A 24154-nucleotide genomic window follows, 5' to 3' on the forward strand; every position below is an offset into this window, starting at 1 on the left:
CCCGTCAATTCGACTTTACCGATTGACGGGTCAATTATTTTTTCCCTCTATATTAAATTTATAGGAGATTTATGGATCGTCTGTGGTCGCCATGGCGTTCGCAATATATCGAGTCGTTCAAGGATAAAAAGAAAGATAATCGATGCATTTTTTGCGAGGCCGTAAATCAAAAAATCGAAGATGAAAAATCCCTGAAAGTTTTTAGCACTGACTTATGCTATGTAATGCTGAATCTGTATCCGTATAATAGTGGACACATAATGGTAATTCCGAACCGACATCTATCGTCTTTCGACGATTTAACCGACGACGAGATGAAAACCATTATGCAGGTAACTAAATTAAGTATGAAAGCTCTCGATTTAGCAATGAAACCGCATGGTTTTAATTTTGGCGCAAATCTTGGTAAAGCTGCTGGTGCAGGTATCGATGAGCATATCCACTTTCACATTGTACCAAGATGGAATGGCGATACAAATTTTATCCCTGTACTCGGTGAAGTAAAAGTAATTTCGCAGGATTTACTCCATACAAAGTCGAATTTAATTGAAGCATATTCTAAACTTAAAACTAATTCGAAATAAGAAATCAAAATGAAAAAAAATATTTTAATTGCACCCAATTCATTCAAAGAATGCGCTAACTCCGTCGAAATTGCTTCGTTATTTCAAACAGCATTTGATAGACTTATTCCTGATGACCTGAAAAAAGTTATTGAGTTTCATTATAAACCAATAAGCGATGGTGGCGACGGCTTTTTGGAAGTTGCACAAAATTATTTTAGCCTGGAATTGCTTCACTTCGAAATTACACTCCCTCATTCTGACGAAAAATTTTTGTGCCCCGTCGGATATTCTCTTCTCGATAAAAAAGTTTATATCGAATCTGCTCAGGTTCTCGGACTTAATTTAGTGCCTGCCGATAAAAGGAATCCTCTTTTACTTACGTCGAAAGGGATGGGCGAGTTAATTGAACAATTGATCGAAAGCAAGAATGATGGTTTCCTTGATGTAGACGAATTGATAATTGGTATTGGTGGAACTGCCACGAACGATATGGGGATTGGCATGATGAATTGCCTGGGACTTGAACTCTACGATATAAATAACAATAAGCTCGAAGCAATACCAGCCAATTTTCTTAAAGTGGAAAGAATTGAGTACAATAAACAAGAATTCCCATTTAAAATTACAATCGTTCACGACGTTAACAATCCGCTTCTGGGCAAAGAAGGTGCAACGATGGTATATGCTCGTCAAAAGGGAGCTGCCGAGAGGGACTTAAATGTCTTAGAAAAAGGTTTTGAAAAAATACTTGAACTACTCAATTGCGAGGAACAGACGAAAGAAAAACTCAATGGCGCTGGTGGAGGTCTGGTTGCAGCTTTTCAATTGTTCTTCGACACTAAATTAAAATCTGCTGAAAATTTTATTTTTGAAGACCTCAATATAGAAGACAAACATTATGATTTAGTTTTAACAGGCGAGGGGAAATTCGATTTCCAGAGTAAATACTCAAAAGGTGCGTATTTAATAATGAATAAATTCAGCGGTGCTGGAATTCCGGTCTACATCGTGTGCGGCGAAGCTGAAGGAGATTTACCAGAAGAAGAAAATATTCATATAATTGAACTGGCGGAATATTTCGAAACTCTTGAAGAGTCGATTGAACAAATTGAGAAGGGGATTTTGATAGCGGCTAAAATTGTATCGAAAGAAATTATGCACCAATTTTCAATTAAAAATTAATACCGGAATTTATGATGGAAAATAAAGATGAAATTTTAGAGCGAGTTTCTGTTAAAGAACTGGATTTGATATTAGGAAAGAAATTCCCGGTTTTAGACGATGGCTTTATTCGAGTGGTTGATTATATGGGTTCGGACGAATCGATTGTACAGGCTGCTCGTGTTTCATATGGAAAGGGTACCAAGAAAGTGAATGAAGATCGGGGTCTAATTCGATATCTTTTAAGAAATCACCACACCACTCCCTTTGAAATGTGTGAAATTAAATTTCACGTGCGCGTTCCGATGGATACATGGCGCCAGTGGATACGACATCGAACTGCGAACGTTAACGAATATTCCACTCGGTATTCAATTGCTATCGATGCTTCTCAAAGAACTGACCCAGATAAATGGAGATATCAGGCAAAAGATAATAAACAGGGAAGCGATGGCTTTCTGAGCCCTGAAATTGGTAAAACTCTCTCGGAAAAAGAAATCCAATTTCAGAATTATGCACGTGAAATTTATAAAGAAAGATTAGAAGCAGGAGTGGCAAGAGAACAGGCCCGTAAAGATTTGCCTCTTTCTACATACACCGAAGCATACTGGAAAATTGACCTTCACAACCTTTTACGCTTCATATCTTTAAGAATGGATTCGCACGCACAATACGAGATCCGTCAATATGCCGAGGTTATCGGGAAGGAAATTGTAGCCCGATGGTGCCCAATAACGTGGGAAGCGTTTATGGATTATATCTATAACAGTATTAATTTTTCAGCACTTGAATTAAACATTCTGAAAGCCATCAATTCAGGCGATAAGGATGAAGTCTTACGCCTGGCCGAAGAATACGGCTGGCTTAAAAAAATCGAGAACCGTCTTGCAAGGAATAGAGAAAGAATCGAATTCGAAGAAAAACTGAATTTGCTTGGTATCCAAATACCGTGGGCATGAATTTTATTTTTCATGAAAATTATTATTATAACTGCAAAATCGAGAAATAATATAATTGGCAATAAAGGTAAATTACCCTGGCATTCTTCAGAGGAGTTAAACCACTTTAAAAACATTACTTATGGACATCCCGTTGTAATGGGACGCAAAACGTGGGAATCGCTTACAAAGCCACTCGAGAACAGACTCAATATTGTGTTAACTCGTAATAAGGAATATAAAATTAATATAGTTAATACGGTTGTGTTAAATAATGTAGATGAAGTTTTGGAGTACTGCAATAGTTACGAGAAAATTTATATTATAGGCGGCAGGCAAGTTTATGAAGCATTTATCGATATTGCTTGCGAAATGTACATATCGGAGATGAAATTTGATGTTGAAGGGGATACTCAATTCCCACCTTTTCATCCGGAAGAATGGACGACGACAAAAAAAGAGTTTAACGATTTCCTACTTTATCATTATATTAGAATTAATTAAAGTGAAGATCGAATGGGAAATAAATCTAAAAAAATAAAGATATTGCCGGAAAATATTGCCAATAAAATTGCTGCCGGCGAAGTTGTAAACAGACCCGAATCTGTTGTTAAAGAACTGCTCGAAAATTCGATAGATGCAGGTGCCAATGAAATTGAGGTAATTATTAAAAATGCGGGAAAATCACTCATTCAGGTTATCGACAACGGCGATGGGATGAGTCAAGAAGATGCTGAGCTTTGTGCACAGCGTCATGCTACCAGCAAAATTAGTACTATCGACGACCTCGAAAAAATTACAACTTATGGTTTCCGTGGCGAAGCCCTTGCTTCAATTGCTGCTGTTAGCCAGCTCGAAATAAAAACCAGACGTGAAGAAGACCAGCTTGCAACTTATATAAGATTTACAGATTCCAGCGAAATGCTGGTCGAAAAAATTGCATTTCAAAAAGGTACGTCGGTTACAGTTAAAAATCTTTTTTACAATGTACCTGCCCGAAGAAATTTTTTAAAATCGAATGCTACTGAATTGAAACATATCATAGAGGCCTTTAAACGCATTTCGTTAAGTCATCCAGAAATTTCATTCAAGTTTTATAACGATGATGACCTGTTGTTTGATTTTCCAAAAGGGAATTTGATAGACAGAATGAGAGCTGTTTTTGCAGACAATATCGACGAGGCACTGCTCGAAGTCGAAGAAATTACAGATTATATCGGTCTTACTGGCTATGTTACAAAACCGAATTATCTCAGAAAGAGCAAAGGCGAACAATACTTTTTCTTGAATAAGCGTTACGTGATTAATAAGACAATTAATCATGCAGTCTTTTCGGCATTCGAAAATATACTCGAAAAAGGAGACTATCCTTTCTTTGTACTTTTTATGGAAATCGATCCGAAAAAAGTTGATGTGAATGTTCACCCTTCCAAACTCGAAGTGAAATTTGACGACGAAAAAGAAATTTATGCGTTCGTTCATGCGGTTATTAGAAAAACAATCGGTAGTTATGACCTTGTGCCTCAGGTTACTTTAGATAACACCGGGACTTTAGAACAAAGGTTAAGACCTCAGAATTTTAGAAATATTGCAAGATACGATTTTACTGATCGACCGGCAGTTGAGAGGGAATCAAAAAAATATAGCGAAGAAGACTTAAAGCGGCTCTTTCATATGGACGACGAGATTAATGCTGCCGCTGCCCCCGAATCGATACCTCATCCGTTTGAAAATAGACCCCAGCAAAAGGAGATAACCCACAGATTCGAATCAACTCAGGAAAGGGAAAGCGAAACCCCCTTTATAGTATTGCTTCACAACAAATATATTCTTTCTCAGATTAAAAGCGGACTTATGATTATCGATGCGCATGTGGCGCACGAAAGGATCCTTTACGAACAGGCATTAAATTCATTTAACGCAAATATCCCATTTTCACAACATCTCCTTTTTCCACAGGTAGTTGATATGGATCCGGCGGATTATGAACTAACTAAAGAACTTGAACCTTATCTATCAAATCTTGGATTTACACTCAAATTCAAGCCAAAATATCGTGTAGAAATAATCGGCATCCCTTCGGATCTTAAAGCTGAACACGAAGTCGATACACTCCTCGAAATTCTTCACGAATACAGAAAAAATCAGCAGGAGAAAATACTCGACGTTAAAGACAATCTTGCAAAATCATATTCCTGTAAGGCAGCTATAAAGGCAGGCGATAAACTCGATGAAAAAGAGATGCGCATCTTGGTCGATAAACTTTTTGCAACTTCAATGCCGTATGTCTGTCCACACGGCAGACCGATAATAATTAAAATACCGATCGAAGAATTCGATAAACGTTTCGGCAGAACCTAACAAAAAAAGAAAGGATTTCGATGGAATCCGAATACAAAAAAGCAAAAGAAAGATATCTTGACCGGTTATCCGAATCGGTGACCGTGCCTCGAAGATATTCAACCGTATCCGACCTTCCCATAAAGGAATGTTACTTTCCCGACGATATCGAAGGGAAAGATTATTTGTCGGATATCGGTTTTCCGGGTGAGTATCCCTTTACTCGCGGAATTCATACTACAGGATACAGGGGTAAAATCTGGACAATGCGCCAGTTTGCTGGTTTCGGTACGCCCGAAGATACAAATCAACGTTTTAAGTATCTCCTCGATAAAGGTCAAACGGGCTTGTCAGTTGCATTCGATCTCCCCACTTTGATGGGGTGGGATGCAGATGCTGAAATGAGCAGGGGAGAAGTCGGAATTTGTGGCGTCTCTGTATCATCTCTCCTCGATATGGAAATCCTATTCAAAGATATTCCACTCGACAAAGTTTCGACTTCGATGACTATTAACTCGCCCGCTGCAATGATATTTGCATTTTATCTTGCAGTTGCAAAAAAGCAGGGATTGAGATTCGACTCGCTCAGCGGCACGCTTCAAAACGATATATTGAAAGAATTCATTGCTCAAAAGGAATTTATCTTTCCGCCGCGGCCATCGATGCGAATAATTGTCGATATGATCGAATATTGTAGCAAAGAAACACCGAAATGGAATCCGATTTCAATAAGCGGATATCATATACGAGAAGCCGGCTCAACCGCTGTTCAGGAATTGGCTTTCACTTTAGCAGATGGCTTTGCTTATATCGAAGCTTGCCTTGAACGGGGTATGGATATCGATTCGTTCGCTCCAAGACTTTCGTTTTTCTTTAATTCTCACCTCGACTTTTTTGAAGAGATTGCCAAATTTAGAGCTGCTCGTAGAATTTATGCACGACGTATGAAAGAAGTCTATAAAGCCAAAAATCCACGCTCTTGGTGGTTGCGATTCCATTCTCAAACTGCTGGCTGTACATTAACGGCACAACAGCCAGAAAATAATATCGTCCGAACAGCATATCAGGCGCTTGCTGCAGTACTCGGAGGCACGCAGTCACTCCATACAAATTCGATGGATGAGACTTTAGCACTCCCATCTGAAAAAGCTGTGAAAATTGCCCTGAGAACTCAGCAAATGCTCGCCTACGAAACCGGGGTAATTAATACAGTTGATCCATTGGGTGGCAGTTATTTCATCGAAAAACTTACAGATGAAATGGAAGCCGGCGCCGAAAAAATTTTTCAAGAAATTGACGCACTCGGTGGAGTTATTCCAGCCATCGAAGCTGGGTATTTCCAGAAAGAAATTGCCAATTCCGCTTATCGGTATCAGCTTCAACTCGAGAGTAAAGAAAAAATAATTGTAGGCGTAAATGAATTTGTCGATCCCGATGAGAGTATCGATATTCCGATACTCAAAATTCCACCTGAAGTAGAAATTGAGCAAAGGAAACGACTGGCAGAATTGAGAAACAGCAGAAATCAAAACGATGTCAATAAAGCGCTCGAAAATATTGGTAACGCAGCTAAAGACGGGAGGAACCTTATGCCACCGTTAATCGAAGCAGCCGAAAAATATGTTACACTCGGCGAAATGGTCGCTGAACTTAAAAAATATTTCGGTACTTATACTGACGTACCTGTATTTTAACTATGGATAAATTTGTACAATACTTAAGACTGGTTCGGGTCAAAAGCTGGATTAAAAATCTGTTTGTATTTGTCCCGTTAATTTTTTCGAAAAGTTTACTCGACCCGAACAGCTTATTGCTAGCGCTTATGGCATTTTTCTCTTTTTCACTGGCTTCAGGATTTGTTTATATCATAAACGACATTTTCGATGTCGAATATGACCGCTCACATCCCGTAAAAAAAGACAGACCAATTGCCTGCGGGAAAATCTCTATAAAAGAATCACTTTTTATAGCAGCTACAATTTTAATCCTGTTGATTTTTATTTTATCCACTTCTAATACTCAATTTATTTTTATCCTTGCAACCTATATTATCATAAATTTTTTATATACACTCTACCTTAAAAACATGGTTATACTGGATGTGATGATAATAGCATTTGGATTTTTATTGAGAGTGGCTGGTGGTGCTGTAATAATCAACGTTGAATTGTCTGGATGGCTGATACTTGCTACCGTATTCATATCGCTCTTCCTGGCGGTTATAAAGCGAAGGGTTGAATATTCTACTTATGAAAAAATAGAATTAAAGAGGAAAGTTCTGGCCGATTATTCGATGGAACTCTTCAATATACTGATAGCAATAACCGGCGGAGGAATAATTATTTCTTACTCCCTCTACTCAATTTCAGAACATACATTACGAGAATTCGACACAAAAGCTCTCGTGTATACAGTATTATTCGTTATCTATGGAGTTTTCCGATATCTCTATCTGGCAATAAAACAAAACCGAGGAGAAGACCCAGCCGAACTTGTATTGTCTGATATTCCGACTATTTTGAACGCAATTTTGTATATTTTATGTGTAATAGTGATAATTTATGGTTAATCTATGGTAAATGATTTACTGATTTTGATTTTATTATTAATTGCAAGTGCTTTTTTTTCTTCGGCTGAGATTGCATATATCGTCGCTAATAAAATTAAGCTTGAAATACGGGCTAGGAAAGGAAATTATTATGCAAAAACGGCATTTTATTTTGTTCAGAAACCTGCAGCATTTTTTTCTACTATCTTAATTTCCGACAACATTGTTAATATTTCCTTTGCTTCGATTTCATCTTATTTCTTGTTGAATTACTTTGGTTACAATGAATTCCAAATATTGATAATATCTACTTTGTTCTTGTTACTCTTTGGTGAATTAATTCCCAAATATATCGGTAGGGAAGTGGCAGACGCGCTGACGCTTATGTCCTCAGTGCCAATAAGAATTTTGTCAATTTTGTTTTCTCCTTTCATTGCAGCTACTTCCAGAATATCTTCAATTGTTGAACGAATTGATGCAAGAGAGGAAGAAGATGCAGTTAATGAAATTGACAGAGACGATATCCAGAATTTAATTGTTGAAAGCAGTCAAGCACAAAAAATAGACGAAGAACAGTCCGATATAATCAATAAAATAATCGAAATCCGTGACCAGAAAGTTTACGAAGCCATGACTCCACGAACGGATATCGTGGGAGTCGATATCAATTCTTCAACTGACGAAGTGCTCGAGACATTTATCGAATCGGGTTATTCAAAATTGATTGTTTATGAAGAAAACCTCGATAACATAAAAGGAATGGTGCTCGTTAAAGATTTTTTAAAAATGCCAGAAGAATTGAAGTCTGTATTGCGTGATGTGACATTTGTACCCGAATCAAAAAAAAGTCTTGAAATGCTGAATGAATTTTTAAGCAAACAATTTTCACTTGCTGTGGTTGTCGATGAATTCGGTGGCACGGCCGGAATAATTACTGTTGAGGATTTGATAGAAGAACTTTTTGGAGAAATTAGAGACGAATACGACGTCGACGAAATTATTGCCAGAAAAATCGGGGAGCAAACTTATATCCTGAGCGGGAAAGTCGAAATAGACTACTTAAACGAGGAATTTAATTTGAATATCGAAGAAGGTGATTACGAAACCCTCGCGGGTTATATAACTACAAAACTTGGTCGCATTCCTCGCAAAGATGAATCGTTTAACATCGACAATTTTTCAATCCAGATTCTTAAATCGGATAAAAAGAAAATCGACCTGGTTAAACTTTATGTGAAAGATTCTAATTGATTGAATAATAATGACTTGTAAGTCTATTGTGAAGTTTTGCTTTTGTAATCTAATCGATGACACCATTCTAATTATAGATTCTTCCATATTGAGAATATTACAAGAAAATATGTAACTCATACATCTTAATTATAAGAAGATTTGTGACGTTCGATTCAAATATAGGGTTTTTAGAAGAAAATTAGAAAAACGTTAAAAATCTGTTTGATTGCGAAGGGAGCACGGCATTATCTATGAAAATGAAGTTATATAAAATACCAAAAGAATATACCTCATATAACTTCAACAATTGAAAAATATTTATCATTTTTTTGATTTAAATCCTTTCCGAAAAATTAGAGCAGTATTCAGTCAGTTTAATTTATATGAGCTGGTAAAATTATGAAGTATTGCGGGGACTTCAGACCTAACTGGGGATCATAGTTATATCGACTTGCAAAGTCATGGTGAGTAAATGGACCGAAGTTTATAATGAGTTTAATGATATTAATATTATCAAAAAAGAAAATATAACTTAAATAAATATAATGACTTGCGCTGATTTATTTAATAATCATTTCAGGTTAATATATAGTGACTTTTTTAGAATATTCTTCGACTGCTTTGCAAAAATTAAATAAGGTAGTCGTTAATGCATGAATGAAAAAACAATTGTTATTCATTGAGGGTACTTAAGTTTGGCTTTAATTGAAATCTGCACAAAATTTATATTTGATTTTTCATTAAAAGAGGTAGAAATATTTATATATTTCGACTCTAAAAATATTTGAGGATAATGGATTTCAAATTAGAAAAAAAGGATAAAGGCTCAAAAGCACGTGCAGGGAGGATAATCACGGAGCACGGTGAAATCGAAACACCTATTTTTATGCCTGTTGGTACTCAAGGCACAGTTAAAGCAGTCTCGCCTAAAATTCTAAAAGAAGAAATTCAGGCAAAGATCATATTGTCCAATACATATCATTTATATTTACGTCCAGGTACTGATGTATTGGAGCAAGCGGGTGGATTGCATCGATTTATGTCGTGGGAGTTGCCGATTCTTACTGACAGTGGCGGATTCCAGGTTTATAGCCTGACAGAATTGAGAAAATTAAAAGGCGACGGCGTGGAATTCAGATCGCACCTCGACGGTTCGATTCACCACTTTACGCCGCGAAAAGTAATTGAAATACAAAGAAGTATCGGTTCGGATATTATGATGCCGCTGGATGAATGTACTCCGTATCCTTGCGACTATGATTATGCGAAAAAGTCAACTGAATTAACAAGCAAATGGGCGATATTAAATAAGGAAGCTTTCGAATCGACACAGCCGTTATATGGTCATTCACAGTCTTTGTTCGGTATAATACAGGGAAGCGTTTATAAAGATTTAAGAGAATTGTCAGCTAAGGATTTATTAAAATTGGATTTCGACGGTTACGCTATCGGAGGACTGGCCGTTGGCGAACCTACTGAAATGATGTACGAATTGGTTGACTTCACAACCGATTTTTTGCCTGAAGATAAACCGAGATATTTGATGGGCGTTGGTCGTCCTGAAAATATTTTAGAAGCAATTGAACGAGGCGTGGACATGTTCGACTGCGTTATGCCTACTCGCAACGCCAGAAACTCATATCTTTTTACTTCTCAAGGCATCGTGTCGATAAGAAACGCAGCTTACAAATACGACTTTTCACCGCTTGACCCTCAATGCAATTGCTATACGTGCAAAAATTTTAGCAAGTCATATTTAAGGCATTTATTTAATGCAAAAGAAATATTAGCTTTGGAGTTGTCTTCTATTCATAATTTGACATTTTATCTAAATCTGGTTAAAACAGCCAGAGAAAAAATCCTCTACGGAAGTTTTGTTGAATGGAAAAAAGAAATTGTTGAAATTATTTCTACAAATGTACAATTAAATAAGGAGTATTAAATGGATTTATTATTAGCAATGGCTCCCCCTCCAAATGGACAAGGTGGATCGGGCGGACTGATCAGTACTTTAATTATGTTCGGTGCCATCTTTGCAATCTTCTATTTCATGATAATTCGACCGCAGCAAAAAAGAGCCAAAGAGAGGGAAAAATTACTCTCCTCTGTCCAAAAGGGCGATAAAGTGATTTTAAGCAGCGGACTCTACGGTACAGTTGCCGGCCTGGATGAGAAAACCGTTCTGATCGATGTTGGCAATAATGTCAAAATGAAATTCGAACGCGCGGCAATTGCTACCATATTACGAGACGACAAATAATTATCGAATGCCCCGAATATAAACGGGGCTTTACTTATTTCTTTTACGGAGGATGGATGAAAGTTTTAGGCATCAAGAAAAATTTTCTCGCAATCGAAAAAGAATATTCGAATTATGATGAGTCTGAAATTGTTATCCTTTCGGTGCCTTTCGAAAGAACCGTCAGCTACGGCAGAGGTACTGCTGCTGGACCAGAAGAGATTCTGAAAGCTTCCCATTACGTTGAATTTTATGACGAAGAAATGAAGCGTGAACTCTGTTTCGAAAAGGGTATCTGTACGCTCGAGCCGTTAGAATTTAAGAATTTATCGATCGAAAACTCTCTCAAGAAAATTTACAAAGAAACCGCGCGTCAAATTGACAACGGTAAATTTGTTGTTTTGTTGGGTGGTGAACATTCAATTTCTTCGGCACCTGTAATGGCTTTTAGTGAACGTTTCCCGAATCTTTCGATTCTTCAAATCGATGCGCATTCAGATCTGCGCGATAGTTATAATGGCAGTAAATTTTCGCATGCCTCTGTAATGGCTCGCATTGCCGAATTCAACAAAAACATCATTCAGGTGGGAATCCGCGCTCAGTGCAAAGAAGAAGTGGATTTAAGAAAAAAATATGGTATAAAAACTTTCTACGCCAGAGAAATTAAATCCGGAATGTACGGTGAAAACTGGCAGGAATTGGTTGTAAATAACTTAACCGAAAACGTCTACATTACATTTGACGTCGACGGATTTGACCCTTCGCTGCTGCCAGCTACTGGTACACCGGAACCTGGTGGACTCTTCTGGGACGAAACGATGAATTTACTGAAAATTGTTGGAGCCGAAAAAAATATTGTCGGATTCGATGTGGTTGAACTGGCGCCCTCGAAATATCATCCTGCATCAAATTTTGTGGCAGCCAAACTTGTTTATAAAATACTTAATTATGCTTTTACCGGCAGATAGATATTGAATTAATCGTTCTATTTGGTTATTTAAGAGTAACATAAATTTGAGCGAGAGGGTAAATTGAAAAAAATACTACTGCTGGTTCTTACTTTTCTTTCAAGTATATCTGCACAAAAAGTTTACTATGGAAATATAGAAGGCGATATCGATCTTGGACTGGCGCCTTATGTAAAAAGAATAGTTCAAGAAGCCGAGCAGAATACGGCAGATGCAATCATCTTCCGTATTAATACTTTCGGTGGAAGGGTTGATGCAGCCACTCAAATTAAAGATGCCATTATCAATAGCAAAGTGAAAACTATAGCATTTATCGACAAGCGAGCAATTTCCGCAGGAGCATTAATAGCCCTCTCGTGCGAAAAAATTGTAATGACTCCCGGAGCTTCGATGGGTGCTTCTACAGTAGTCGATCAAACTGGCCAAAAACAATCTGAAAAATATCAGTCCTACATGCGTTCGGAAATGAGAGCAACTGCAGAAAAAAACGGAAGGCGAACAGACATAGCTCAGGGAATGGTTGACGAAACCATCGTAGTTGCCGACCTGCAGGACGACAGCACAAAATTGATCACTTTAACTGCTGAAGAAGCTCTTGAATTCGGTATGGCTGATACAATCCTTTCTTCTATCGAGGAAATTAAAGAAGCTTTCGGATATAAAAATGTGAGTTTAATTACTGTTGAATCGAACTGGGCCGAGGATTTAATTAGGTTTCTCAACCATCCTCTTGTATCTTCGTTATTGATTATGATTGGATTAATAGGACTTTATACAGAGATTAAAACTCCTGGCTGGGGACTGCCTGGGACAATTGGATTGATTAGCTTAGCTCTCTTTTTCGGTAGTGGCTATATTCTCGAACTTGCTTCGGCTCTTGAAATAATTCTTTTTATTGCAGGTATAATTCTCCTTCTTATCGAAATTTTTATTGTCCCTGGATTCGGCGTCTTTGGAGTAAGCGGCATTGCTCTTATGATCATTAGTCTTTTTCTGGGACTTGTTTCGGATTTCCCTTTGATCGATTGGGATATTATTTCATTTGCGATAATACAACTTGCTTTGACCCTCTTTACTACTCTTGTTATAATGACGCTGATGTTGAAATTCCTGCCGAAAACAAGCGTTGTCACTAAATTGGTACTGGATAAAAAAGTGGAACAAAAATCCGGCTACGGAACTCTGCCAGCTTTGAAAGACTTAGTTGGGCGAGAGGGGATTGCCTATACCGATTTAAGACCATCAGGCACTGCATTAATTGACGGCAAAAGAGTGGACGTTATTTCAGAAGGCGATTATATACAGCGGGACAGCCCCATAATCGTCAAAGCAGTTGAAGGCATGAAAGTAATTGTGGAAAGAAAGAATTGAATTAAAGGCTGTCTAAAAATCTCAATTAATAATTCGTCATAATACGTGAATTAGTGGCTTTTTTTATAAGTTAATTTTTAGACAGCCCCTTTTTTATAACAACTCTATAATATTCTTATTTGTCGTAATATCTTTTCGTACGGTCTTTATTTTCTTTTGCATTGAATTCATCATTTCGAGATTTGCTTTTAATTCAACTGTAGTTCCAGTCTCCGACTTAATCAAAAGACCTCTGTCGATATCGAAAAGGATTTTACCTTCGCCGTTAATTTTCGGATCTTCGAAATTGTACTTAATGCCGTTTTCCTCGCCGCTTTTGTTTCCCGTCCAGGTAGTTTTTAAATTAGCGCTAACACTTATGGCACGATTACCATCATATTCAACAAAACCATCCACTTTATATCTTACATTGTTGTTGATGTTAAAAACACTCAGTTGAGAAGGGTAGGTCTTAACCCAGGTAGAGTCTTTTGCCAGTTTTTTAGTCGGAAGCTCCCGGAAAATTAATTGAGTAAGAGGACGAATTATTGCATCACCAATACTTTTAGAAAGCTGAACTTTTTGTTCTGTCGTAAGTTTCTGATTCTCAGGTTGTAAAGAATTCATTTTATCGACCATTTTATCGAGACGTGAAACTTCAAGCACTTCACCTTTTTTGCTAACCCGTGCACGATATGGCACATTATGAATTGCATAGTACTGAATGAATTTTTGATTCTGTTCCTTATTGTTCTTGGCGCTGGCATCGTAGACAAATTTCTGGCCGTTGATATCCGCATTGATCTTTAATGACGAAATTGTAATGTCCAGTTCGCTAGTGTTGTCGGGTTCGACTTCGATAACTTTAATATCGAATTGGTAAACCGTATTTTCATTCGATCGCGATTCAATGAGAGTATCGGCTTGAATGGTTTCTTTAGCTGTTGTAATTGTAGTCAGTTTATATTTTACCTCATCCCCTTTGGAGAATTTATAGTCGATAGTCACATTCTGACCTTTTAGATCGATCTGTTTAAGTTCTGTTTCTTCTTGTTTATTTTCCTTTTCGCCCGAACATCCTGCAATCAGTGCAAAGAGAAACAGAGCGGTTAAAATATTTTTCATTTTATTCTTCCCATCCGTTAATTTCTAAAAGTTCTTTTCTTGAAAAGAAGTGAGAAATTTCTTTTGCAGCATTTTCGTCTGAATCAGAGCCGTGTACTATATTTTCCTGAATGTTTTCGGCATACATTTTTCTGATTGTACCTTCTTCGGCTTTAGACGGGTCGGTGGCTCCAATCAATTTACGGAAGTCTTCAACGGCATTTTCTTTCTCAAGTACAATTGGTACACACGGACCTGAAGTCATATACGCAATTAATTCCTGAAAAAATGGTCTGTCTTTGTGTACCTCATAAAATCCTTTTGCGGCATCAGCAGTAAGTTTAACCATTTTCATTGCCGCAATTTTAAATCCTGCTTCTTGAATGTGACTAATTACTTTTCCGATTAATTCTTTGCGAACACAATCCGGTTTAAGAATAGCTAATGTTCTGCTCAATTTATTCCTCCGTTATTTATTTCTTTTTTAATTTTTTTTCTAAAGCCTTTTTCATTGTAATTCCAATTTCAGCAGGGCTTTCAACGACAAAAATACCAGCTTTTTTGAGAGCTGCCATTTTTTCGGCTGCTGTACCTTTTCCGCCAGAAATAATTGCTCCTGCATGTCCCATCCGTCTTCCTGGAGGAGCAGTACGACCGGCAATAAAACCGACAACAGGTTTCTTCACATATTTTTTGATATACTCTGCTGCTTCTTCTTCGGCAGTGCCTCCAATTTCTCCGATCATAACAATTCCTTCTGTTCCTTCGTCTTCGTTCATCAGTTTAATAATATCGATAAAACGAGAACCGATTACTGGATCGCCTCCAATACCAACACAGGTAGATTGACCAATGCCGAGGTCGGATAGTTGCTTAACTGCTTCGTATGTTAAAGTTCCACTTCTCGAAACTATACCAACTTTTCCTTTTTTATGAATAAAGCCTGGCATAATACCAATTTTAGCTTTGCCTGGCGATATAATGCCTGGACAGTTAGGACCGATCAAACGTACATCTTTTCCTTTCAAAGAATTATAGACTTGAACCATATCCCTCGCCGGAATTCCTTCGGTTATACAGACGATCAATTTAATGCCAGCGTCAGCCGCTTCTAAAATTGCATCGGCTGCAAATGCCGGGGGTACAAAAATAGCCGACGCTGTGGCTTTGGTTTCGATAACTGCTTCTTTGACAGTATTGAATATAGGAATGTCGGTATCTTCGAATTTCTGACCGCCTTTGCCCGGAGTTACACCGGCAACAACTCTGGTTCTGTATTCGAGCATTTGTCGCGTATGAAACGAACCTTCACCACCGGTTATTCCCTGTACTAAAACGCGTGTTCTTTTGTCGAGAAGGATACTCATAATTTTACCCGTATTTTGTTTATATTTCTTACAAAATTAAGAAAGGAAATTCAAATATACCCGAATTTTATTGATTTAATTTACTGCATCATCTCCAGCTTTTTGGCAAATCGCAGCAGTTTTAATTCTTCAAAATGATTGGCCATCAGTTGTAGACCAATAGGAAGTCCTTCTGAGTTCTTACCAACTGGAATATTGATTCCGGGTATACCTGCAAGGTTGGCCGGCGTTGTAAAAATGTCGCTCAAATACATTTGAAGAGGGTCAGCTGATTTTTCACCAATTTTAAAAGCGACTGTAGGCGTTGTGGGAGTCAATATAATATCAACTTGTTGAAATGCTTTATCGAAATCTTCTTTAAGCAGGCGACGTACTTTCTGAGCTTTTCTATAGTAAGCATCGTAATAACCAGCTGAAAGAACATAGGTTCCCAGCATAATTCTACGTTTAACTTCTTTGCCAAATCCTTCGGTTCGCGATTCGGTGTACATATCGAACAAGTTATTGGCTTTTTCCGAACGAAAACCGTAATGCGCACCATCAAAACGCGATAGATTGGACGAAGCTTCGGCAGTGGTCAATATATAGTAGGTTGCAATTGCATATTCGGTGTGGGGGAGTGAAATTTCCTTAATCTCGTAGCCGTTTTCTTTCAAAAGACCGATTTGTTTTTCGATGGCTTCTTTAATTTCCGAATCGAGCCCGCCCTCGCTTGAAGGATTGAGATATTCTTTCGGTATCCCGACACGATATTTTTCTACAGTGTCGTCATTTAATGTAAATTCTGGAACTTCAATATCATGACTTGTGGAGTCTTTCGGATCTTTTCCTGAAATAACACTCATTATCAAAGCAATATCCTCGATCGATTTAGCAAAAGGACCGATAGTGTCAAACGAAGAGGCAAATGCAGTAAGTCCGTATCTTGACACTCGCCCATAAGTAGGTTTAAGGCCGTATACGCCGCAGAATGCAGCTGGTTGACGTATCGAACCGCCCGTATCGGTTCCAAGCGAGGCGTCGCACAAATTCGCAGCTACCGAAACGGCTGAACCTCCACTCGAGCCCCCGGGTACACGCATCGTATCGTGTGGATTACGAACGACGCCGAATGCCGAGTTCTCGTTCGATGAACCCATAGCAAATTCGTCGCAGTTTGTCTTACCAATAATTATTGCATCTTCATCAAGTAATTTTTGAACTGCTGTGGCTGTATAAACTGCTTCGTAATTTTTTAATATCTTCGACGAACACGTCATCGGGCGACCCTTGATAGAGAGCACGTCTTTGATCGATATTACCATGCCGGCAAGTTTGCCTGCACTACCTTTCTTAATTTTTTCTTCGACCTTTTCGGCTTGCAATAAAGCATCATCAAAAACAAAATTAAAAGCGTTGAGTTCTTTTTTGTCTTCAACCTTATGCAAAAATTCTTCAATGTTTTTTCTTAAGGAAATCTTTCCTGATTTAATTAATTCTATTTTCTCAAAATGATTTCTATATTGAGCCAATTTAAGCACCGTAATTAATTTGAAGTTTCAGATTTTCCTTTTTCGGTTTCTTTCTTTGTATCGATTTTATCGATCGATTTAATATCTTCTTCCACTTCTCGCATTGCTTTTTTGAATTCTCTCATTCCTTTACCTATTCCCTGAGCTACTTCTGGAATTTTTTTTGCGCCGAAAAGTATAAGTATTGCTAACACAATCAATATAATTTCAGATGCACCTAAATTGCCAAACATAATTCCTCCTCCTTATTTATAAATACTTTCAGCAATCGATTTGAAAATTAGAGCTCCATCGGTTCTGGACAAAGCAGTATCGCATGCCCTTTCCGGGTGTGGCATCATGCCGAGCACATTCCCTTCCTTATTTATTATTCCTGCAATGTTATTGAGCGAGCCATTTGGATTTGCCGCCGGTGTAACAGCGCCTTTACGGTCGGAATAACGGAATACTACTTGATTATTCTTTTCGAGTTCGTTCAGTGTTTTTTCGTCGGCATAATAATTACCTTCGCCATGCGCTATTGGTATTTTTATTACATCTTTGTCAACTAATTTTGTAAAGAGAGTATTCTTATTTTCTACTTTTAAATAAACATCCTTACAAATAAATTTAAGATTGATATTCTTTTGCATAATGCCAGGTAGTAGACCAGATTCCAGCAGTATCTGAAATCCATTACAGATCCCGATTACTATTCCTCCACTTTTTGCAAATTTAATCACTTCTTCCATAATGGGGGAAAAGCGAGCAATTGCGCCGGTTCTTAGGTAATCGCCGTATGAAAAACCACCCGGCAAAAGTATAACGTTCGAACCTTTCAAGTCGGGTTCCTTATGCCACAAGAATTCGGCATCGTAACCGAGTATTTTTTTTGCAGCATAATAAGCATCGTGGTCGCAATTAGCGCCTGGAAAAACTACAACACCAAATTTTATCTTCATTTTAATTTTTCAGGTTTACTTGTTCTAAATGATATTCAAAATCTTCCATTATGGGATTCGACAGCAGCTTTTCACTGTATTCTTTCAATTCTTTTTCTGCAGCTTCCCTGTCGTCTGTGTCGATATAAAATTCGATATATTTTCCAATGCGAGTGTTTTTTACGTTATTAAATCCGAGTAACCTGGCGCCCTGTTCTACAGCTTTACCCTGAGGGTCCAATATTGTAGGTCTTCTTTTAACAATTACAGTTGCTTTGAACACTTTACTTCTCCTGCGTCGTTTCTAAAATCTGATTTTTTGAAAAAAAGAAAAAATAAAGATGCCTAAATATACCAAAGAGAACTATAGATAGAAAAATGAAGAACAAAATTCTTCCGTTTGTTGCAAATGCAAGAATTAAAGAAATAATCAATGTGAAAAATAAAATGAGTTTTTCTTTTAATTTCTTATCCTTCAATTTTGGTAAAGCATTGTATCGAACTTTACTAACCATCAAAAATGACAATAGCAATATCAGAGGTATAATGAAAATGTTGAACGGTTTGTTCATGCCTGAATCGGAAGAATAAGAAAATACTAAGGTAGAAATTGTTAATGCCGAAAGAGGTATTGGCAATCCAGTAAAATCTCCTTTTGTGTTTAGATCTCCGATTGTAATGTTAAAACGCGCCAGCCTGAATGCTCCGAAAATCAGTATAAGTGAACCGGCAATTATTCCCGGTAGTCCGAATTGGTATGTGTAAGCTTTATAAATCAAAAACGACGGTGCTGCTCCAAAACTGACAACATCCGAAAGTGAATCGAGTTCTACTCCAAATCTACTTGAGGTATTCAAAAGTCGGGCAATAATTCCATCGAGTGTGTCGAAAATTGCAGCCATAATAATGAAGATTGCAGCTAATTTAAAATTCCCGTGCGAAGTATTAACAATCGACAGGAAACCACAAAATAAATTGAGCGAGGTCACAAAATTGGCAACAAAAGATTTTGAATTAATCATTTTTGTACTCAAATAAAATTGATTCGCCGGCTTTAACTTTATCTCCTGGCTTTACAACAGGGGTCAATTTTTTCGGCACGATTATATCTGAACGACTGCCGAATTTAATCATACCAAAACGGTCGCCCATTTTTACAGTGTCGCCCTTTTTGATTTCGTAGATGATTCTTCGGGCTATAAAACCTGCCACTTGTGTAAAAAGTACTTTGCCATATTTCGATTGGATCCCAATTTCAGTACGTTCATTTCTCGAATCCGATTTATCGTAAAATGCCATGAGATAATCTCCTTCAACATAATTCAGGTATTCAACTTTGCCGTCAATCGGGATTCGATTTACATGTACATCCAGAGGCGACATAAATATCGAAATCTGAATAGCTTCGCTCTCAATAAATCTTTTTTCGTAGACTTCCTTAACAAATAATACTTTTCCATCGGCAGGCGACACAACTACATCGTCCCTGGTCGGTGGAGTCCTCTCAGGGTCACGGAAAAAATTTAAATTGAATATCAAAAAAAAGAGACCGAATATTATCAATCCGTACTTAATCCATCCATTATTAACAAATAATCCAGCAATAATTAGTAGCAACGAAATTATCGCCATTAAGATGAACGTATTTAACCCGTATTTAGTTATCATTTAATCAGAATGATTTTTATAAACCATACTAATCTAATATTTTATCTGCTTAATTTCTTGTGTTAATTTTTTTTGATAATTTTGTGGTAAGAATATTATAAACAGGAGGAATGATGAATTTCAACATGCAAAACATGCTAAAGCAAATTCAAAAGATGCAGGCGGAAATGGCTAAAGTGCAGGAAGAGTTAGGCAATAAAACCGTGACCGAAGAAAGCGGAGGCGGAATGGTAAAAGTAACCGCCAACGGGAAAAGAGAAATAATTTCGATCGATATAGATGAGGAAATCATTAAAAGCAACGATAAAGAAATGATTGAAGACCTGATTATCGCTGCGGTCAACAAAGCACTGGAATCAGCTTCTAAAATGGCAGAAGAAGAATTAGCTTCCGTTACAAAAGGGATGATTCCACCAGGAATGAATATACCGGGATTCTAAATTGCTTATTGCCGAACCTTTACAAAGAGTAATTGACGAGTTGAGCAAACTCCCTTCAATTGGAAAGAAGACTGCTCAACGATTGGCGCTTCATCTCTTGAAGAGCGACAAAGCTACAGTTGACTCGCTTGTTGATGCCATAGGCGCTCTAAAAAGAGAACTCCGATTTTGTGAAATTTGCTTCAATCTTTCTGTTGAAGAAAAATGTGACATTTGTAAAAGTACAAAACGTGACCATTCTGTTGTGTGTGTTGTCGAAGATATAAGTGACGTTATTGCTATTGAAAAGACAAACGAATACAACGGAGTATATCACGTACTGGGAGGAGTGTTAAATCCATTATCGGATATAACACCCGACAAACTCCACATCGAAGAATTGATTAAAAGGATTGAAGCCGGTGGAATAAACGAAATAATTCTGGCTTTGAATCCCGACGCCGAAGGAGATGCTACATCGCTCTATTTAACCAAAATTTTGAAAGAATATCCCATCAAAGTCAGTCGAATTGCAAGAGGCTTACCGATAGGGGGCGATCTGGAGTTTGCCGACCCTGCAACGATAGGACGCGCTTTCAGCGGAAGAATTCAATTGTAATGAAAAACTGGTTTAAAGATTGGTTTTCGTCTGAAGAATACTTTAACGTTTATAATCATCGCGATTTAAATGACGCGCGTCTGCTCTGCAATTTAATTTTAAGAGAGACACAACTGAAAGAAGATGCCCTTATCCTCGACGCTGCGTGCGGTTTCGGAAGGCATGCTCTTTTTTTTGCATCGAAAGGATACAACGTCATCGGATTTGACCTGAGCAAATTATTCCTCGACAAAGCCCGAAGTCAAGCAGTAAAATCGGGCTTGAATCTTAAATTGGTTTGCACAGACATAAGATATGTTTGTTTCAAAGTCCGATTCGATCTTATCTTGAATTTGTTTACGAGTTTTGGATATTTTGAGAGCGACGAGGAAAATTTTTCTTTTATCGAGAGGTCCTACAAATTTCTTAATAACGACGGATGGTACGTTTTCGATTATTTAAATAAAACATATCTTGAAAAAAATCTCGAAGCCGAAACGATCAGGAAAATAAACGGCCTGGTAATTACCGAAAAACGGTCGATCAGAAATAAAAGGGTTATTAAAAAAATTGAAATTAATAACGGAAATAAGATCAAAACGTTCTACGAATCTGTTAAACTTTACAGCTCACACACACTGATCAAGAAATTCGAGCAATTTGGGTACAAATTGGTTAATTTATATGGCGATTATAACGGAAGTTCTTACTCCGACAATTCGCCTCGGTTAATAATGTTTTTCAAAAAATGAAATACATCGTATATATATCGATATTAATTCTACTGACGTCATGCGATCTGATTACTACACGTGAAGCGGAAGAACCGATAAAACCGAGCTCAAGTTTTTTAACTGCTACCTCACCCGAAATTTTATTGCAAAATTTCGAATCATCAATTGAAGAAAAGATTACCGAAAATTATCTGGCATGTTTTGTCGACAAAAATTTTCTCGATAAAGAATACAAATTTGTTCCAGCTGGCCAGGCCGTTGCAGCGAATCCGGCATTATTAAATTGGGATCTCAATTCCGAACGCCTTTTTATGGAAAATTTGAAAGCTAACTTATCCGAAGGGAAAAATATTAGTTTATCACTCAATAACTTGAACGAAAACCGTTTCAGCGACAGCGCAATTTACGTCTTCGATTATACGCTTCTAATTAACACAACAAATAAAGCCCTCGCAGGAGAATATAAAGGAACTTCTCAGCTGAGCGTTTATAAAGATTCTCGCGAGCAGTGGGTTATTGTTGAATGGCGGGACTATAAAAGTGAATCTTCTCAATGTTGGAGCGAATTAAAAGGGAGAATAACAAATTAATAAGTCGATAGCTTACATATTGTTGCTTATGCTTAGCTCATGCGTTAATCCTTTTGCACCCAAATTAGACGAGTCGATCGGTACTGGCGACCGCCTGATCAGTAACCAGAGCGATATTGAAGGAGTATTTAAAAATTTTCAATACGCATATACTTTCAAAGATACTTTGATCTACAGTCAATTGCTTCATCCCGATTTTATTTTTACCTATCGCGATTACGATAAAGGTTACGACATCAGCTGGGGCAGAGACGAGGAAATGAAAACAACTTACGGTCTTTTTCAGAACACTCAAAGGCTCGATCTTGTCTGGAATAATATAATTATTATTAGCGGCGATTCAACACATATCGTAAGAAGTTTTAATTTGACTGTAGCATTTTCACCAGTTGATATCGAATATATTGATGGTAAGGTCAATCTTGAGCTCATTAAGAATAATAACAAATGGCAAATCTATCGCTGGATAGATGAGTCGAATTATTAGGATTTTTCATTATGATTTCTTTTTATTTTAAGGAAGCCTTTAAAATTTTCAAACGTTCTCCGTTTGCAACTATCGTCATTGTTTCAATCACTACAATAGCCGTGCTCATGTGCAGCTTTTCAGCGGGTATGATCTATTTTTCATCGAAGTTAGCAGATAAAATTAAGAGGAACATTGAGGTATCGGTTTTTGTCGACGATTATCTAAACGAAAGCCAGATAAATGACATCAAATCGCTCTTGAATGATATCTCTTCAATTTCTTCGGTACGTTTTATCGACAAAGACGAGGCTGCCGAGGAATTTATTAAGGAGACGGGCGAAGATTTTAGAGAGATCCTGAGCGATAATCCACTACCACGATCATTTGTAGTTAAATTTAATCCGGACAGGATTAATCCACTGAATTTTGAAAAGGAGATTGAAAGGATAAAAAAAATAAGCGGTGTGACAGATGTAATTTACGATTATGATTTTGTACTGAAACTATTCAATTATCTTGATTCGCTTCAGATTCTGATATATCTTTTTTCGGCGGCTCTTGTTATCCTATCTGTGTATCTGGTTTATACCAATAGCCGGCTTCAGATTGAAGCTAATTATCAATTGTATAAAACGATGAAACTCGTTGGAGCAAAATTGGTTACATTGAAAATACCGATTATCCTCTATGGCATTCTTGTTGGAATTCTTTCTTCTTTATCGGCACTTTTTATTCTCTATTTGTTAGGGCTTCTGTTGAATGAAATTTTAAATAATATTAATTTTGTCAAGTTTTTTAATGTAATTTATTTACTTATATTAATACTCGGAATTTCTCTTGGATTATTGGGCAGCTTTATTTCATCTAAACGGTTGTCCCTTCAAACAGATTAAAAAAAGAAAGTGAGGGTCATGAAAAGTATTTTTGTTTTCATTACAGTGTTATTCATTGTATCGAATACCTATAGTCAAATTAAAGATTATGAATTAGGTTCGTCGATGTTACAAAGATATAATCAACAGACCGGTTATTTTGACCTATCAGATCCTGAATCTGTCAATATTAAAGTAGCGGTCTGGGGATTCGTAAAATATCCGGGGAAGTATATTGTGCCTGTTTATACGACAGTTTTGGATCTTTTATCGTATGCTGGAGGACCTACCGATGCGGCTCATCTGGACGATCTGAGAATATACCGTATTAATCCGGATTCAACTCAAAGCCTGATTAAAGTAAACTACAATGATATTATGTACGAATCGGAGCTCGATTCCAGGTCGGTTCAACTACCACATCTTGAGGCGGGGGATGTTCTGGTTGTTCCAGGCGCTCCACGACTTTATACACGTGAAACTGTGAGTATAATTGTCTCCGTTCTCAGTGCTTTAATATCCTTGACAATTCTTATATTAAATATAACAGGTAATTAGT

At 37.4% G+C, this 24154-nt stretch carries 28 protein-coding genes; 19 read left to right on the forward strand and 9 right to left on the reverse strand.

Annotation, left to right across the window (positions count from 1 at the left end; translation table 11 throughout):
- Positions 1-71: 71 nt before the first annotated feature.
- From ACSSV9_RS11025 to ACSSV9_RS11080, 12 genes are all read left to right on the forward strand, one after another.
- Positions 72-584 carry an HIT family protein gene (locus ACSSV9_RS11025; RefSeq protein ID WP_437347309.1) on the forward strand — a complete coding sequence of 171 codons (513 nt, stop codon included), beginning with the start codon at positions 72-74 and terminating at the stop codon, positions 582-584.
- A gap of 9 nt (positions 585-593) precedes the next feature.
- Positions 594-1748, forward strand: a complete 1155-nt coding sequence (locus tag ACSSV9_RS11030) for a glycerate kinase family protein (RefSeq protein ID WP_437347310.1) — start codon at positions 594-596, stop codon at positions 1746-1748.
- 11 nt (positions 1749-1759) lie between these two features.
- Positions 1760-2686 carry an FAD-dependent thymidylate synthase gene (gene thyX / locus ACSSV9_RS11035; RefSeq protein ID WP_437347311.1) on the forward strand — a complete coding sequence of 309 codons (927 nt, stop codon included), beginning with the start codon at positions 1760-1762 and terminating at the stop codon, positions 2684-2686.
- A 12-nt stretch (positions 2687-2698) separates the two neighbouring features.
- The gene (locus tag ACSSV9_RS11040; protein ID WP_437347312.1) at positions 2699-3169 is read left to right on the forward strand and encodes a dihydrofolate reductase; all 471 of its coding nucleotides are present in this window, start codon (positions 2699-2701) and stop codon (positions 3167-3169) included.
- A gap of 12 nt (positions 3170-3181) precedes the next feature.
- Positions 3182-5026, forward strand: coding sequence for a DNA mismatch repair endonuclease MutL (gene mutL / locus ACSSV9_RS11045; RefSeq protein WP_437347313.1), 1845 nt, complete (start codon positions 3182-3184; stop codon positions 5024-5026).
- A gap of 20 nt (positions 5027-5046) precedes the next feature.
- The gene (locus tag ACSSV9_RS11050) at positions 5047-6699 is read left to right on the forward strand and encodes an acyl-CoA mutase large subunit family protein (protein WP_437347314.1); all 1653 of its coding nucleotides are present in this window, start codon (positions 5047-5049) and stop codon (positions 6697-6699) included.
- A gap of 2 nt (positions 6700-6701) precedes the next feature.
- The gene (locus ACSSV9_RS11055; protein ID WP_437347315.1) at positions 6702-7574 is read left to right on the forward strand and encodes a decaprenyl-phosphate phosphoribosyltransferase; all 873 of its coding nucleotides are present in this window, start codon (positions 6702-6704) and stop codon (positions 7572-7574) included.
- 3 nt (positions 7575-7577) lie between these two features.
- On the forward strand, positions 7578-8804 hold the full coding sequence (locus tag ACSSV9_RS11060; protein ID WP_437347316.1) for a hemolysin family protein: 1227 nt from the start codon (positions 7578-7580) through the stop codon (positions 8802-8804).
- Positions 8805-9579: 775 nt separating this feature from the next.
- Entirely contained in the window at positions 9580-10728 is a 1149-nt protein-coding gene (gene tgt, locus ACSSV9_RS11065) for a tRNA guanosine(34) transglycosylase Tgt (RefSeq protein WP_437347317.1), read from the forward strand.
- Entirely contained in the window at positions 10729-11046 is a 318-nt protein-coding gene (gene yajC, locus ACSSV9_RS11070; RefSeq protein ID WP_437347318.1) for a preprotein translocase subunit YajC, read from the forward strand.
- A gap of 56 nt (positions 11047-11102) precedes the next feature.
- Positions 11103-11993, forward strand: coding sequence for an agmatinase (gene speB, locus ACSSV9_RS11075; RefSeq protein WP_437347319.1), 891 nt, complete (start codon positions 11103-11105; stop codon positions 11991-11993).
- Between the two features lie 63 nt (positions 11994-12056).
- A complete protein-coding gene (locus ACSSV9_RS11080) occupies positions 12057-13364 on the forward strand; it encodes an NfeD family protein (protein WP_437347320.1) in 1308 nt (435 codons plus the stop codon).
- A 93-nt stretch (positions 13365-13457) separates the two neighbouring features.
- On the opposite strand, the gene ACSSV9_RS11085 is transcribed toward ACSSV9_RS11080, so the two are convergent.
- From ACSSV9_RS11085 to ACSSV9_RS11125, 9 genes are all read right to left on the reverse strand, one after another.
- On the reverse strand, positions 13458-14468 hold the full coding sequence (locus tag ACSSV9_RS11085) for a DUF6263 family protein (protein ID WP_437347321.1): 1011 nt from the start codon (positions 14466-14468) through the stop codon (positions 13458-13460).
- Position 14469: 1 nt separating this feature from the next.
- Positions 14470-14904, reverse strand: a complete 435-nt coding sequence (gene ndk / locus ACSSV9_RS11090; RefSeq protein ID WP_437347322.1) for a nucleoside-diphosphate kinase — start codon at positions 14902-14904, stop codon at positions 14470-14472.
- A 16-nt stretch (positions 14905-14920) separates the two neighbouring features.
- On the reverse strand, positions 14921-15814 hold the full coding sequence (gene sucD, locus ACSSV9_RS11095; protein WP_437347323.1) for a succinate--CoA ligase subunit alpha: 894 nt from the start codon (positions 15812-15814) through the stop codon (positions 14921-14923).
- An 80-nt stretch (positions 15815-15894) separates the two neighbouring features.
- On the reverse strand, positions 15895-17325 hold the full coding sequence (gene gatA, locus ACSSV9_RS11100) for an Asp-tRNA(Asn)/Glu-tRNA(Gln) amidotransferase subunit GatA (protein WP_437347324.1): 1431 nt from the start codon (positions 17323-17325) through the stop codon (positions 15895-15897).
- Between the two features lie 14 nt (positions 17326-17339).
- On the reverse strand, positions 17340-17558 hold the full coding sequence (locus ACSSV9_RS11105; protein ID WP_437347325.1) for a Sec-independent protein translocase subunit TatA/TatB: 219 nt from the start codon (positions 17556-17558) through the stop codon (positions 17340-17342).
- A 12-nt stretch (positions 17559-17570) separates the two neighbouring features.
- Positions 17571-18266, reverse strand: a complete 696-nt coding sequence (purQ, locus tag ACSSV9_RS11110; RefSeq protein ID WP_437347326.1) for a phosphoribosylformylglycinamidine synthase subunit PurQ — start codon at positions 18264-18266, stop codon at positions 17571-17573.
- A 1-nt stretch (position 18267) separates the two neighbouring features.
- The gene (gene purS, locus ACSSV9_RS11115; protein ID WP_437347327.1) at positions 18268-18528 is read right to left on the reverse strand and encodes a phosphoribosylformylglycinamidine synthase subunit PurS; all 261 of its coding nucleotides are present in this window, start codon (positions 18526-18528) and stop codon (positions 18268-18270) included.
- A 1-nt stretch (position 18529) separates the two neighbouring features.
- A complete protein-coding gene (gene pssA, locus ACSSV9_RS11120; RefSeq protein ID WP_437347328.1) occupies positions 18530-19267 on the reverse strand; it encodes a CDP-diacylglycerol--serine O-phosphatidyltransferase in 738 nt (245 codons plus the stop codon).
- Positions 19260-19913, reverse strand: a complete 654-nt coding sequence (locus tag ACSSV9_RS11125; RefSeq protein WP_437347329.1) for a phosphatidylserine decarboxylase family protein — start codon at positions 19911-19913, stop codon at positions 19260-19262. Before ACSSV9_RS11125 ends, pssA begins: the two co-directional genes overlap by 8 nt.
- Before the next feature lie 113 nt (positions 19914-20026).
- Between ACSSV9_RS11125 and ACSSV9_RS11130 the strand changes: the two genes are divergently transcribed.
- From ACSSV9_RS11130 to ACSSV9_RS11160, 7 genes are read left to right on the forward strand one after another with little or no spacing between them, the layout of a single operon-like run.
- Complete coding sequence (locus ACSSV9_RS11130) at positions 20027-20353, forward strand: YbaB/EbfC family nucleoid-associated protein (RefSeq protein WP_437347357.1); 327 nt, start codon at positions 20027-20029, stop codon at positions 20351-20353.
- Between the two features lies 1 nt (position 20354).
- Positions 20355-20951 carry a recombination mediator RecR gene (recR, locus tag ACSSV9_RS11135; RefSeq protein ID WP_437347330.1) on the forward strand — a complete coding sequence of 199 codons (597 nt, stop codon included), beginning with the start codon at positions 20355-20357 and terminating at the stop codon, positions 20949-20951.
- Positions 20951-21682, forward strand: coding sequence for a class I SAM-dependent methyltransferase (locus ACSSV9_RS11140; protein ID WP_437347331.1), 732 nt, complete (start codon positions 20951-20953; stop codon positions 21680-21682). Before recR ends, ACSSV9_RS11140 begins: the two co-directional genes overlap by 1 nt.
- Positions 21679-22254, forward strand: a complete 576-nt coding sequence (locus ACSSV9_RS11145; RefSeq protein WP_437347332.1) for a hypothetical protein — start codon at positions 21679-21681, stop codon at positions 22252-22254. The genes ACSSV9_RS11140 and ACSSV9_RS11145 overlap by 4 nt, the downstream gene beginning before the upstream one ends.
- Positions 22255-22282: 28 nt before the next feature.
- On the forward strand, positions 22283-22741 hold the full coding sequence (locus tag ACSSV9_RS11150; RefSeq protein WP_437347333.1) for a nuclear transport factor 2 family protein: 459 nt from the start codon (positions 22283-22285) through the stop codon (positions 22739-22741).
- Between the two features lie 11 nt (positions 22742-22752).
- Positions 22753-23616, forward strand: a complete 864-nt coding sequence (locus ACSSV9_RS11155; RefSeq protein WP_437347334.1) for a cell division protein FtsX — start codon at positions 22753-22755, stop codon at positions 23614-23616.
- A gap of 18 nt (positions 23617-23634) precedes the next feature.
- Positions 23635-24153 carry an SLBB domain-containing protein gene (locus ACSSV9_RS11160; RefSeq protein WP_437347335.1) on the forward strand — a complete coding sequence of 173 codons (519 nt, stop codon included), beginning with the start codon at positions 23635-23637 and terminating at the stop codon, positions 24151-24153.
- The last annotated feature ends 1 nt before the right edge of the window (position 24154 follow it).

The sequence above is a fragment of the Melioribacter sulfuriphilus genome, from assembly GCF_051488685.1.
In the GTDB taxonomy this organism is placed as follows: domain Bacteria; phylum Bacteroidota; class Ignavibacteria; order Ignavibacteriales; family Melioribacteraceae; genus Melioribacter.

What these genes read in the sequence shown, in the direction of transcription:
- ACSSV9_RS11085 (WP_437347321.1), bottom strand. Translation starts at nt 14,468, where the DNA reads ATGAAAAATATTTTAACCGCTCTGTTTCTCTTTGCACTGATTGCAGGA.
- ACSSV9_RS11025 (WP_437347309.1), top strand. Translation starts at nt 72, where the DNA reads ATGGATCGTCTGTGGTCGCCATGGCGTTCGCAATATATCGAGTCGTTC.
- ACSSV9_RS11050 (WP_437347314.1), top strand. Translation starts at nt 5,047, where the DNA reads ATGGAATCCGAATACAAAAAAGCAAAAGAAAGATATCTTGACCGGTTA.
- ACSSV9_RS11150 (WP_437347333.1), top strand. Translation starts at nt 22,283, where the DNA reads ATGCTTAGCTCATGCGTTAATCCTTTTGCACCCAAATTAGACGAGTCG.
- ACSSV9_RS11145 (WP_437347332.1), top strand. Translation starts at nt 21,679, where the DNA reads ATGAAATACATCGTATATATATCGATATTAATTCTACTGACGTCATGC.
- ACSSV9_RS11040 (WP_437347312.1), top strand. Translation starts at nt 2,699, where the DNA reads ATGAAAATTATTATTATAACTGCAAAATCGAGAAATAATATAATTGGC.
- mutL (WP_437347313.1), top strand. Translation starts at nt 3,182, where the DNA reads ATGGGAAATAAATCTAAAAAAATAAAGATATTGCCGGAAAATATTGCC.
- ACSSV9_RS11160 (WP_437347335.1), top strand. Translation starts at nt 23,635, where the DNA reads ATGAAAAGTATTTTTGTTTTCATTACAGTGTTATTCATTGTATCGAAT.
- ACSSV9_RS11105 (WP_437347325.1), bottom strand. Translation starts at nt 17,558, where the DNA reads ATGTTTGGCAATTTAGGTGCATCTGAAATTATATTGATTGTGTTAGCA.
- yajC (WP_437347318.1), top strand. Translation starts at nt 10,729, where the DNA reads ATGGATTTATTATTAGCAATGGCTCCCCCTCCAAATGGACAAGGTGGA.
- tgt (WP_437347317.1), top strand. Translation starts at nt 9,580, where the DNA reads ATGGATTTCAAATTAGAAAAAAAGGATAAAGGCTCAAAAGCACGTGCA.
- ACSSV9_RS11055 (WP_437347315.1), top strand. Translation starts at nt 6,702, where the DNA reads ATGGATAAATTTGTACAATACTTAAGACTGGTTCGGGTCAAAAGCTGG.
- purQ (WP_437347326.1), bottom strand. Translation starts at nt 18,266, where the DNA reads ATGAAGATAAAATTTGGTGTTGTAGTTTTTCCAGGCGCTAATTGCGAC.
- speB (WP_437347319.1), top strand. Translation starts at nt 11,103, where the DNA reads ATGAAAGTTTTAGGCATCAAGAAAAATTTTCTCGCAATCGAAAAAGAA.
- thyX (WP_437347311.1), top strand. Translation starts at nt 1,760, where the DNA reads ATGATGGAAAATAAAGATGAAATTTTAGAGCGAGTTTCTGTTAAAGAA.
- ACSSV9_RS11125 (WP_437347329.1), bottom strand. Translation starts at nt 19,913, where the DNA reads ATGATAACTAAATACGGGTTAAATACGTTCATCTTAATGGCGATAATT.
- ACSSV9_RS11060 (WP_437347316.1), top strand. Translation starts at nt 7,578, where the DNA reads ATGGTAAATGATTTACTGATTTTGATTTTATTATTAATTGCAAGTGCT.
- ACSSV9_RS11030 (WP_437347310.1), top strand. Translation starts at nt 594, where the DNA reads ATGAAAAAAAATATTTTAATTGCACCCAATTCATTCAAAGAATGCGCT.
- sucD (WP_437347323.1), bottom strand. Translation starts at nt 15,814, where the DNA reads ATGAGTATCCTTCTCGACAAAAGAACACGCGTTTTAGTACAGGGAATA.
- pssA (WP_437347328.1), bottom strand. Translation starts at nt 19,267, where the DNA reads ATGATTAATTCAAAATCTTTTGTTGCCAATTTTGTGACCTCGCTCAAT.
- ACSSV9_RS11140 (WP_437347331.1), top strand. Translation starts at nt 20,951, where the DNA reads ATGAAAAACTGGTTTAAAGATTGGTTTTCGTCTGAAGAATACTTTAAC.
- ACSSV9_RS11155 (WP_437347334.1), top strand. Translation starts at nt 22,753, where the DNA reads ATGATTTCTTTTTATTTTAAGGAAGCCTTTAAAATTTTCAAACGTTCT.
- ACSSV9_RS11130 (WP_437347357.1), top strand. Translation starts at nt 20,027, where the DNA reads ATGAATTTCAACATGCAAAACATGCTAAAGCAAATTCAAAAGATGCAG.